At 64.1% G+C, this 12,051-nt stretch carries 7 protein-coding genes; 2 read left to right on the forward strand and 5 right to left on the reverse strand.

The window, feature by feature from the left end; translation table 11 throughout:
- The 3 genes from pbpC to clpS all read right to left on the reverse strand — a co-directional run bounded on the left by pbpC (position 1) and on the right by clpS (position 7,908).
- Positions 1-2,220 carry a penicillin-binding protein 1C gene (gene pbpC, locus HV765_RS08345; RefSeq protein WP_054424979.1) on the reverse strand — a complete coding sequence of 740 codons (2,220 nt, stop codon included), beginning with the start codon at positions 2,218-2,220 and terminating at the stop codon, positions 1-3.
- On the reverse strand, positions 2,217-7,442 hold the full coding sequence (locus HV765_RS08350) for an alpha-2-macroglobulin family protein (RefSeq protein WP_156336716.1): 5,226 nt from the start codon (positions 7,440-7,442) through the stop codon (positions 2,217-2,219). Before HV765_RS08350 ends, pbpC begins: the two co-directional genes overlap by 4 nt.
- Positions 7,443-7,593: 151 nt before the next feature.
- Entirely contained in the window at positions 7,594-7,908 is a 315-nt protein-coding gene (gene clpS / locus HV765_RS08355) for an ATP-dependent Clp protease adapter ClpS (RefSeq protein WP_006220276.1), read from the reverse strand.
- 227 nt (positions 7,909-8,135) lie between these two features.
- Here clpS and HV765_RS08360 point away from each other — a divergent pair, with 227 nt between their 5' ends.
- Both HV765_RS08360 and HV765_RS08365 read left to right on the forward strand, forming a co-directional pair.
- Positions 8,136-8,381, forward strand: coding sequence for a cold-shock protein (locus tag HV765_RS08360; RefSeq protein ID WP_054424977.1), 246 nt, complete (start codon positions 8,136-8,138; stop codon positions 8,379-8,381).
- 91 nt (positions 8,382-8,472) lie between these two features.
- Positions 8,473-8,991 (forward strand): DUF192 domain-containing protein, encoded by a 519-nt coding sequence (locus HV765_RS08365; protein WP_156336713.1) that lies wholly within the window; start codon positions 8,473-8,475, stop codon positions 8,989-8,991.
- 113 nt (positions 8,992-9,104) lie between these two features.
- On the opposite strand, the gene pcaF is transcribed toward HV765_RS08365, so the two are convergent.
- Both pcaF and HV765_RS08375 read right to left on the reverse strand, forming a co-directional pair.
- On the reverse strand, positions 9,105-10,310 hold the full coding sequence (gene pcaF / locus HV765_RS08370; RefSeq protein WP_054424976.1) for a 3-oxoadipyl-CoA thiolase: 1,206 nt from the start codon (positions 10,308-10,310) through the stop codon (positions 9,105-9,107).
- 214 nt (positions 10,311-10,524) lie between these two features.
- A complete protein-coding gene (locus tag HV765_RS08375; RefSeq protein ID WP_054424974.1) occupies positions 10,525-11,946 on the reverse strand; it encodes a chloride channel protein in 1,422 nt (473 codons plus the stop codon).
- Between the last annotated feature and the right edge of the window lie 105 nt (positions 11,947-12,051).

Below are 12,051 nucleotides of genomic sequence, written 5' to 3' on the forward strand. Positions count from 1 at the left end.
TCATGGCGTAACGCCAGAGATTTCAAAAACCACTCTGTCGTGGCGGCCTTGCGTGTCCATGACGGTAAGCGTATACCGGCCGTCTTGCGCCAGCACTAAATTAAACGGATGACTCGACGCGCCGTGTTTCACCACACGCCCATCAAGCATCCACCATACTTCGCCTTCGGCGCCTTGCACATCGACATCCAGCGCCACTTGCTTGCTGCCTGGCACGGGCCGCAGCACCGATCCATTTGCAACACCACCCAAGCGCAAAGGCCCTTGCGTGGCGTCGGCATAACCGGCAAACGACGGCGGCGCCGTGTCATTCAGCAGCCAGGCCGCGCGCTGTTCGGGACATTCCCCCGAGGGCACGCTGCCCAATCTGTAACCCAAGGGCCAGCACGTGACCGCTGCCTGCACCGTTTCGGGCCGGCTGCGCACCTGCTGCGCGCCTTCTGGCAATGCCGCCACAATATCCTGCAGTAGCGGCGCCGCCACATTCGCCCCAAAAAATCCGGGGTTCGGCGTTCCATCGGGCCTGCCGACCCAAACGCCAATCGTCCATCTGTCGGTCACCCCAATGGCCCAGGCGTCGCGGAATCCGAAGCTGGTTCCGGTCTTCCAGGCCAGCCGCCGGGCCGGACTGCCCGACTGATAAAACGGCCGGTCAGGGTGCCCGCCGCCTTCGAGAATATCGCGAACGATCCAGGCGGCTCCAGGGCTCATCATACGGGACTCAATCCGAGGCTGCTCCGCCCGCAGACGGGGCCGCCCAGAGATGCCGCCCCGGGCCAAGGCCCGATAAGCACCCACCAATTCTTCCAATGTGGTGCCACCCCCGCCCAAAATCAAGCTCAAATTTGGATCTGCACCCGCGGGCAAACGTAACCGTACCCCGCCCGACAGCATCATCGATGCAAAACTGACGGGGCCAACACGGTCCAGCAAGTCCACGGCGGGCACATTCAGCGAACGCTGCAGCGCCTGCGCCACACTGATCGGCCCCGAAAATGCCGCCTGGAAATTACCGGGCGCGTAACCGCCGAACGACATGGGCGCATCGATCAGCAGGCTTTCCGAGTGAATCAGCCCCTCGTCCAGCGCCTGCGCGTACAGAAACGGCTTCAGAGTAGAACCCGGCGAGCGCACGCCACGCACCATATCCACATGCGCATAACGGGTATCGTCGGAAAAATCAGCCGATCCGGCGTAGGCCTTGACCTCGAGCGTATCGTTATCCATGACCAGCACGGCCATGGACACCTTGGGCGGCAGGCCGTCAACGCGGTCCAGCAACATTTGTTCCACCGACGCCTGCATGTCGGCATCCAGCGTGGACGACACCAACGGCGGGCGTTCGCCCGGACGGCGCGACGCAGCCTTGCCGCCCGCCTCTTGCAACAGCCGTTGCGCGGCCAGCGGCGCGAGCCAACGCGCACGCAGCGGCGGCGCAATCACGTTTTCGATCTTGGCGTCGGCCACTTCGGCTGGCGTCCAGCGGCCCAGCTCGGCCATGCGGTCCAGCACCTTGTCTCGCGCAGCTTGAGCGGCGTCGGGATGACGGTCGGGCCGTAGCCGGGATGGGGCCTGCGGCAAAGCCGTCAGCATCGCGGCTTCGGCCGGGCTCAAGTTGCGGGCCGACTTGCCCAGCCACAGCCGCGAGCCCATTTCCACGCCTTCCACAATGCCGCCCATCGGCGCATGCGTCAGGTACAGCGACAGGATTTCGTCCTTGCTGTAGTGCATCTCCAGCTGCACCGCGCGCCACGCTTGCCGCAATTTGGCAGACATCGAGCGCGACGGCTTGCCGGCTAGTTGAGGGTCAATCAGGCGCGCCACCTGCATGGTGAGCGTTGACCCGCCCGACACGATGCGGCGGTTCGTGGCCCATTGCCAGCCGGCGCGCGCAAGCGCCACCGGGTTCACGCCAGGATGCCAGTAGAACCAGCGGTCTTCGTACGTCAGCAGGGTTTCCAGATAGCGGTCGGAAACCTGGTCCGGTTTGACGGGATAACGCCAGATGCCGTCGCGGCTGGGATAGTTGCGCAGCGGCGTGCCGTCGGCAGCGACGACCACGGCCGCGCCGCCCGAGTCGATACGGGGAAGCGGATACAAGCGGTCGAGCACGAATAACAACGCGGCCAGCGCAAACAACACGCTGGCCGCGATGATGCCGCGCCGCCGCCAACGCCGGGCGCGCTGGGCGCCTGGCGTTGAGGTAGCGGCGGCGTTCAAGGACGCTTGGCGCCGCGATCGCGGATGTCGACCGTGCTCCACTGCTCACCCACGCCGCGGATTTCGGGGCGGTACATATCCTCGGCCACCGTCGACGGCACCGCATAGCGGCCCGGCGTCACGACGCGCACCAGATAGAACACATCCACCTTGCCACGGCCCAACGACACGGCGGCCACGTAGCGGTCGTCGCGGAACTCGCGATGCTTGATGTTGGAATCCGACATCGCTTCCGCCACGCGGCGGCCGCCAATCGTCCATTCCTGCATCTCGGGGCTTTGCGACAGGTTCAGGTTTTCAACTTCGAAACCTGCCGGCACGCGGTCCTCGATCAAGGCATCAGGAATGATCTGGTTGGCGCTGGCCTGCACCCACACCACCAGCATGTCGCCGGTTTGCAGACTGCCGCCATCCCACGGACGGCCGTCCGGGCGATACCAGCCACGCTTCAACTGAATCACGTCGTTGCGCGGCTTGGGCGCCACCGTCGGGCTGCCCTGGATGTCGTATTCAACAAACAGCGATTGCGCACCCGTGTTGATGATCTGCGTATTGGCCAGATCAGCAGCCGGCACAGACACCATCTGATCGCTCTTGCCGCCATCGAGCTCCTTGCGATTGCCATTGACCAGCAGCGCCGCCGACCACGGCGTGCTCTTGTCGCCGCCCATGACGCGCGCGGCCAACAACAGCGACATGCGTTCTTGGGTCGACAGGTACGAGCGGTTGCCCAGTCGCGCCGTCAGTTGCGTCAGCAGGTTTTCCAGGCGGTCATGCTTCAGGCCGTACTGGTTCGCCAGCGCGTAGGCCAACGAATAATCACGCACGCTGCTGCCGTAGTCGCCCAGCCATTCGTCGTAATAGGCGTTGTAGTCGCGGCGCGGGAAACCATATTCGCGCGTCATGGCGGCATCCAGCGCAGACTTCATGCGCCCTTCATCGCCCATCAGCTTGAATGCGGCGGCCAGCTGGATCAGCGGCAGCGGCGAACGCGCACGTTCCTGGTAGTTGTCGAACAGTTGACGCACCGTGGCAAGCGGCGCCTTCTTGTCGCGCGCCAATGCCAGCACCGCGGTCGCAAGACCGGCGAAACGGCGATGGTCTTCGCGCAGGATGTTGGCGTCGCTGCCGTCGATACGGCCGGCTTCAACGTTGCGGCGCAGGTTCACCGACCACGTGCCAAATCCATTGGACGTCTGCTGCACTTGCTCCAGCAGCCATTGACGCGAACGGTCCAGCGTGGCTTCAGGCACTTCAAAGCCCTTGTCGCGCGCGTCTTGCAGGAAGCCCACGGCATAGGCCGTCAGCCAGACATCGCGGGACGTCGAGCCGCTCCAGAGGTTGTACGAACCCACAGCGTTGCGCATGCCCGACAAGCGCGCGATAGCGGTCGAGACCTGCGCCGCGCGTTCAGCTTGCGAATGCGGCTTCAGGCCGTATTGCTTGGCGACGTCTGCATCGATCAGCACCCACGGCAAGGCACGGCTGATGGTCTGTTCCGTGCATCCGTACGGATACGCGAGCAGGCCTTCAACCAGGCGGTTGACGTTGAACGGCGGGCGGTTCGACACCGTCACGCTGACCAGCGCCGAATCCGGATAGTACGAAGACACCCACGACGCTTGCGCCGCGTTCGTCTCGCCCGGATTCAGGCGCAGACGGCGCACCTGACGTTCACCCGCGTAGGCCGGCTGCACTTGCAGCACCGATTCGCGCACCAGGTGCACGGGCTTGCCCGCGCCCTGGCCATCAACGGTCAGGCGGATCAGGCCCAGGCCATACGAACCCGTCGTGGTGGCGTTAAAGCGCAAGGTGGTGCGTTGCTTGTCCTTCAGCGTCAGCGTGCGCACGCCATCGGGAATGGCCAGCGGGTCCAGCGCTTCCAGCTTGATCGTGATCTTCTGATCGGAGCCGCTCAGGTTGGATACGTCCAGCGCAATCGCGGCCTGGTCGCCCGGGGTGATGAAGCGCGGCGTGTTCAGTTCGGCCACGATCGGCGCCGCCACCACCATTTCGGTGTCGGTGCTGCCGTAGTTGTCAGCGGTGAAGGCCACTGCCATCAGGCGCAGCGTGCCGTTGAAATCAGGCAGGTCCAGCGGAATGTCCGCTTCGCCTTGCGCGTTCAGCGTCACCGGGCCCGAGAACAGATCAACAAGCTTGACCTTCTTGGGCAGGCTCTTGCTGTCGCCGCGCATGGCGGCGTCACCGCCCCACTTCAGCTTGCCCTTGGTGCCGTCCATTTTTTCGATCAGCTTGCCGTACATGTCCAGCAACTCGGGCGCGTAACGGTGCTTGCCGAAGAAATAATCCAGCGGATTGGGCGTGGCGTACTGGTTGATGTTCAGGATGCCCACGTCCACGGCAGACAGCGTCACCGTGGCCTGCTTGCCCTGGGCGCCATCCACCTTGACGCGCACAGTCGTCTTGGTTTCGGGCACCGCCTTGGGCGACGCGGTCAGCTTGACGTCCAGCTTGCGGTCGGCGCTGGCGATCGGCAGGAAAGCCAAGCCCAACGCGCGGGCCGGCGTGACGCGGTCGCCTTCGCTACCCGGGCGGAACACGGCGGCGGCCACGTACAGGTCGTGACGCTTCCAGTCCTTGTCGATGGGAATTTCAACTTCCGTGCCCGTCGCTTTCACGGACACCCACTTGGACCACAGCATGCGGTCGCCTTCCACGGTGACCAGCGCCTGGCCGTCGTGCGGCGGCGTCAGCGTGACCTTGACGGTATCGCCCGGCTTGGCCGGCACGCCTTCAAGCTTCATCTGCACGCGGTCGGGGCGGTTGCCCATCGAATCGGCGTCCTGCGCATTCCAGCCCGCATAGAAGCGGTAACGCATCGTCTCGCCCGTTTCCGGGTCGGCAATTTCCAGACGGTAGCGGCCCCACTTGACCGGCACGGTCAGTTGGCTGCGATCTTTCAGCGCGATCTCGCGCGAATCGAGCAGTTCTTCGGTTTCGGTATAGCCGCTGTTCCAGCCGCGCTGGTCGTCGAAACGCCAGTAGTACTGACGCTCTTCGCGGAACAGACGCATCTGGGCCTGGGCCAGCGGTTCGACCTTGCCTTGCGCGTTGACGCGGATCACTTCGAATCCGGCGGGCGCGCCTTCACGGGCCACGTCGCTGTCGAATTGCGGACGCACGGCAATCAGCTTGTCGGCGGGCCAGACGCTGCGCTCGATCGAACGCACGACCGGGCGGCCGCCCGATTCCAGCAGGCTGGCGGACACGCGCACCTTCATGGGCGAATGCGTGCCGGCCGTGTTCGGATTCACTTCCAGTTGCGCGTAACCCTTGTCGTCCAGCGCCGCTTCGGGCAGTTCGCCAAAGGTGCGGCGGGAATCATCGGCCACGTCGCCAAAGATGAAGCCCGGCCATTGCTGCGCCAGCGCGAAACGGTCGCGCTTGACCTGGAAGGTCGACAGCAGGCGGTTGCCGGCAGCCGGTGCGCCGTACAGGTAGTCGCCCTGCACATCCACCGTCAATTCTTCGTCGGGCGACAGCACTTCCTGCTCGGACGTCAGCGCCATCTTCATGCGCTCAGGCAGGAATTCCTCGACCTGGAATTTCCACGACGCATCCGGCGCGCGCGACGCGGGGTCGACACGCAGCTCAAGCAGCCAGGTACCAGTTTGCGCATCCAGCGGCAGATCAATGGCGCGCTCAACATAGCCCACCAAATCTTTGTTCGGCTGCCACAACGTGGTCTGCACCACACGGCCATCGGGGCGCTTGATGGTGGCGGTGAGCGGCGCGGGGGTCAGCATGCGGCCGTCGAGATCGCGCGGCAGCACCGACACGTTGAACGTTTCGCCCGGGCGGTACAGATTACGGCCGGCGTAGACAAACAGGTTGTTCGGGCGCGAGGAATGGCCGCCCGTGTCGAATTCCGACAGGTCCAACGCCGGCTCGGCCAGCGCCAGCACCGTCATTTCCTTGTCGCGCGAGGCGCGGATGACGCGCGCATTGGTGAAGCTGCCTTCAAAGCGGACATGGCCTTGCCCGTCGGCGGCCGCCTTGGCCAGCGACTTGCCGCTGCCGTCCACCAGTTCGAACACGGCGCCAGAGATCGCCTGGCCGGACTTCAGCGACACGGAATAGGCTTCGATGCGGTCGCTGTAGCGGCGCGCATGCAGACCGATGTCGCTGACGTAGAAATACGTCACTTGGTATTCATAGCGGAAACGGCCAGGCTGGCTCATCACCGCGATGTAGATGCCGGGCTCTTGCAGTTCCTTCACGCCTTCAACAGGCAGGAACGTCACATGGCGGCGGTTGGGCTTGTCGTCCGTCAGGAAGCGGCCTTGGTAGACGCTGGTCGTCAACGAATTCAGGCGGTCCAGATCCCAGTTGCTGACCGAACCCTTCAGGCTGCGGTTGTCGGAATAGCGCCAGCCATCATCTTCGTTGTAGCCGCCCTCGTCGTCCTCGGACTCGGTGGCCGTGTTGCGGCCAATGCCCAACACGGTTTCGAACAGTTCGGGCACGCGGTCAGGCGCCACGCGCAGGAACTGCACGTCGACTTCCGACACGTTGACGGTCGCCACGGGCAAACCGCCGTTCTGACCGGCCGGCAGCACCACGCCGCGGCTGGCGAAGTAGAACGAAGGCGGCATGGCCTGCGTGTTCACTTCGCAGTTGGTCGTTTCCGCCAGCACGACCTTGTCGCCCACGCCGGCCAGACCGGAGCGGACCGTGATCGCGTACTTGCGTTGCGGCTGGATGAAGGGGAAATACACCATGCGCGGGTTTTCGCCCACGATCCAGTTGCCCTTCAGGATCTTGCCTTTAGGCGCGGAGTCGCCTGCCTTGACCGAGGCGGGCTGGTCGGACGTTGCAGACTCGCTGCTTTCGCCGTCCTTGCCCGAAGACGCGCCCAGGTCGGTGACCTGCAGAAAATTGTCCAGGTTGCCTTTGGCGTCAACCGGCTGCGTGAAGGTGACGGATAGCGCCAACGCATCGTTGTATTGGCGCGGCTGGCACGTCAATGCCGCAAAAGGATCTGCCGCGCCCACTGTCGCGCTGGCAGGCAGCACGGGCTTGGCTTCGCCCGCGGCCGGCGTGGCCGGCGTCGCCGTACTGGCCGCAGGGGCCGACACAGGCGCCGGCGCCGGGCTCGCCGCCTGGCGATCCTTGCCCATCCACCAACCCGCGCCAATCGCGCCCGCTAATACCGCAACGCCGGCAACCGCCAGCCAGGTCTTACTGATCTTTCCACTCACGGCAAACCCCTCCGCCTACTCAACCACAACGCTCCTTAGCGGCGGAGCTGCCGACCAACGCGATCCGCGCGCTTCCCGGTGCGCGGATACTGCTGTTCAAATCATGGACAGCACAACGCCGCCATCGCTGGCGGCGTCTTCATTCTTAGTATTAAACGGGTTCCATCACGCATTGAAGCGGGTGCTGACGCGCCCGCGCATACTGGCCCACTTGCGCAATACGGGTCGCCGCGAGGTCGCGGGGATACACCCCGCATACTCCGCGCCCTTCGTGATGCACTTGCAGCATGATCCGCGTGGCCTCTTCGTGGTTCTTATTGAAAAATTTCTGCAAGACTTTCACGACGAATTCCATCGGCGTGTAGTCGTCGTTCAACAACAGCACTTGATACATCGGAGGCGGCGCGGCGCGTGCCGGTGCCTTCTCGACGGCCAAATCATGCTGGGTATCCAAGGTAGAACTCATAGGGCGGCTATTCTATTTAAACTGGGGACGCCTAACGCGCAACTTACGCAAAATTACACGCAGAAATACGTAGTTTCCATACTTGACGACACGAAGAAAAGCGGCGCATTATCAGCGCATTCTGGGGTTTTCAACTCATCGAAAATCTGCCAGGAAGCCGGAGGGGGGGACAGAGGTCTAGACCGCGATGCCCTTCTGTCAACATACGATTCAATGAGGCAGTCCGCATGTCTGATCCGACCGCAACCGCCGTCCAAGGGGACAATCCCAAATCGACGGGCACCGTCAAATGGTTCAACGATGCAAAGGGGTTTGGCTTCATTACGCCCGACGACGGCGGTGAAGATTTGTTCGCCCACTTTTCGTCCATCCAGATGAATGGTTTTAAAACCCTGAAAGAAGGCCAGAAAGTGGCCTTCGAAATTATCCAGGGGCCCAAAGGTAAACAGGCACTTAATATCACGGCTGCCTGAGTTACCCTTAAAGTGCAACGGTAAGGTTGCACCATTATCAGGCGGGGCTTTCGAGCCCCGCCTTGTTATTTTCTAATTACTGCGCCAGGCCATGCTGAAGAATGCCGAGTTGTTCCCTGTCAGTCGCACGTTGTTTAAGACAGCGTCCTCAATCGTTAAACCCGCATGGTTGAAAGCGTTATCAGCGGCGTTGGCCGCCGCCGCATTCGCACTGTCTGCCAGCGCCCACGCACAAACCGGACCGCAACCGCAATTGCCCACCACGCAACTGTCGGCGGGCATCCATATTATCCGCGCAGAAGTCGCCAATACTGACGCCACCCGCCAAAGCGGACTGATGTTCCGTAAAGAGCTGCCCGGTAACGACGGCATGCTGTTCGTGTTCGAGCAGCCCGACGTGCAGTGCTTCTGGATGCGCAACACCCTGCTGCCGCTCTCGATTGCCTTTATCGCCGACGACGGCACGATCGTCAACATCGATGACATGGCGCCCCAGACCGAAGACCCGCATTGCGCGAAGAAGCCCGTGCGCTACGCCCTGGAAATGGCCCAAGGCTGGTTCGACCAGCATGGCATCAAGGCCGGCCGGAAAATCGACGGCCTGCCCTGAACGGCCCGCTCAGAGGCGGCCACACCCCCGCCAGATACAGCAAGGGAGCCCCGCGGGGCTCCCTTTTCATTTCCGCCCCGGACGAAGCGGCGGAAAAAACAACACTTCAGGGATCAGACGCGCTCGATGATCAGCGCAATGCCTTGACCCACGCCGATGCACATCGTGCACAGTGCGTAGCGGCCGCCCGTGCGGTGCAGTTGGTTGATCGCGGTGGTGGCCAGACGCGCGCCGGAGGCGCCCAGGGGGTGACCCAGGGCGATCGCGCCGCCGTTGGGGTTCACACGCGGATCGTTGTCGGCCAGACCCAGTTGGCGCATCACGGCCAGGCCTTGTGCGGCAAACGCTTCGTTCAGTTCGATGACGTCCATCTGGTCCAGCGTGAGGCCGGTTTGCGCCAGCACCTTCAGCGTGGCGGGCGCCGGGCCGATGCCCATGATGCGCGGCGCAACGCCAGCGGTTGCCATGCCAACCACGCGAGCGCGCGGGGTCAGGCCGTGGCGAGCGGCAGCCTTTTCGTCAGCCAGCAGCAGCGCAGCGGCGCCGTCGTTCACGCCCGAGGCGTTGCCGGCCGTGACGGAACCGCCTTCACGAACCACGCCCTTCAGCTTGGCCAGCGATTCCAGGCTGGTTTCGCGCGGGTGCTCGTCCTTCGACACGACGATGGCGTCGCCCTTCTTTTGTGCGATCGAGACCGGCACGATCTCGGCGTCGAAGACGCCTTCTTTCTGCGCGCGAGCCGTCTTCTGCTGGCTGGCCAGCGCGAACAAGTCCTGGTCTTCGCGGCTGATCTTGAAATCGTCTGCGACGTTTTCGGCCGTTTCCGGCATGGAATCCACGCCGTACTGCGCCTTCATCAGCTTGTTGATGAAGCGCCAGCCGATCGTCGTGTCATAGATGGCGGCGTTGCGCGAAAACGCGCTGTCGGCCTTGCCCATGACGAACGGCGCACGGCTCATGCTTTCGACGCCGCCAGCCAGCATCAGGCCGGCTTCACCGGCGCGAATGGCGCGGGCGGCGGTGCCGATGGCGTCCAGGCCCGAACCGCACAGGCGGTTGACGGTGGCGCCGGGCACTTCGATCGGCAGACCGGCCAGCAGCGTGGCCATGCGGGCGACGTTGCGGTTGTCTTCGCCAGCCTGGTTCGCGCAACCCATGATCGCGTCATCCAGTTCTTCCCAGCGCACGCCGGGGTTGCGCGCTACCAGCGCCTTGATGGCGACAGCGGCCAGATCGTCGGGGCGCACCGAAGCCAGCGCGCCGCCGTAGCGGCCGAAGGGAGTGCGGATCGCATCACAAATAAAGGCATTCACGGTCATGAGAAGCTCGGAGTGAAGTGAGAAAAACAGGATCGGACGATCTTAACGCAGCGCTTTTCGCGCCATATTGGTGCACGACCAGGATGTCCGCCACACGGACAGTGTCCAGTAGGTGTTCACCCTGATTGTGCACCGCGCACGCACGGCTTCGGTGCGTAATGAAGGTGCGTGGCTGTCGTTGCGTGGCTGGAACAGCGGGCTGAGCCACGCCCCATCAGCCCGCCGGCGCCTTCGCTTGCGATGCGCCCGCATCGCCCTTCGCGGCCCGGCCGGCCTCGACAATGGCTTGCCGGCGGAAGCGCCCTGCCGCCAGATGGTAGAACGGTTGCGGGCAGAACTGGCGTGACACGCCCGAGGCCAGCAGCGAGCACACCAGCAGCCAGAACAGCATCGGCTGGCTGCCCGTCATTTCCATCACCACCACGCTGGCGGTCAGCGGCGCCTGGGTGGCTGCGGCCAGGAACGCCGCCATCGACACCAGCACCAGCACGCGCTGGTCCACGCCCTCGCCCGCCAATTCCCAGATATGCTGGCCGATGCCCGCGCCCGTGGTCAGCGCGGGCGTGAAGATGCCGCCCGGAATGCCTGCCCAATAAGACGCGACGGTCGCCGCCAGTTTGGCCAGGCCGAAACCGGCCGGCGCGGTGTCTTGGCCCGACAGCAGATTGGCCGCCACGCCGTAGCCCGTGCCGTACACGGTGCCAGCGGTACACAGGCCGATCACGGCCAGAATCAGCCCCATGATGAACGCCGTCCAGATGGGATGCGTGCGTATCCAGGCGCGCCACGCGGCGGGCGCTGCCCCAGCTGCGCCCTTGCCCAGCAAGCGCGCGAAAATGCCGCCCAGCGCGCCATTGATCGCACCGCACACGACAATCCACATGACCATGCCGTGCGCCAACGGCGCGCCGCCGAACACGCCGAAGTACGGGTTGTTGCCTTGCACGGCCACCACCAGAAAGCCGGCCGCCAGCACGCCAATCAGCACCAGCCGCTGCCAGCGCAGCACCGTGCCACGGCCCAGTTCTTCAATCGCGAAAATGACGCCGGCAAGCGGCGCGTTGAAGGCAGCGGCCAGGCCGCCTGCGGCCCCTGCGGCGATCAGTTCGTTGGCGTGAAAGCCGCGCAGTTGCACGCCGCGCCGCTTCCAGAAGTCGCCCCAGGCCAGCATCAGCGCCGCGCCCACCTGCACCGATGGGCCTTCGCGGCCGATTGATGCGCCGGCCAGCATGCCGAAGAACGCCAGGGGAATTTTCCAAAGGGTTTGCAGAAGGGACACCAGACTGCTTTGGCTGGGGCCGGGCGGCAGTGACAGCGCGCCAATGACTTGAGGAATGCCGCTGCCCGCGGCATTGGGCGCGAAGCGCAGCGTCAGCCAGCGCAAAGCGGCCAGACTGAACGGCAACACAATCAAGGCCAGCCAACCGTTGTGGCCCACCCATTCGCGGTTCCAGTCCAAGGCCTTGTCGGCCAGATACGCAAAGCCCAGCGACATCAACGCCACCAAACCGGCACCGCCCAGCAACAGCGCCATTTGCAGGCTCTTGCGTGACAGACGATTGATTTGGCGCACCTTTCGGCGCATCAGGCGGCGGACGCCGGCGGAGGTCCGGCGGAAAGAATCAGTCAGGCTCATGGGCTGCTGGCAGACGGCGGAAAGTGGCTAACCTTACCATTCCAACCTGACCCGCAGCTCAAAAACCGAGACAAAACGAGCACGGCGAATCCGCCGCCGCGCTCG

This window comes from Achromobacter kerstersii, from assembly GCF_902859595.1.
Classification (GTDB): Bacteria; Pseudomonadota; Gammaproteobacteria; order Burkholderiales; family Burkholderiaceae_B; genus Achromobacter; species Achromobacter kerstersii.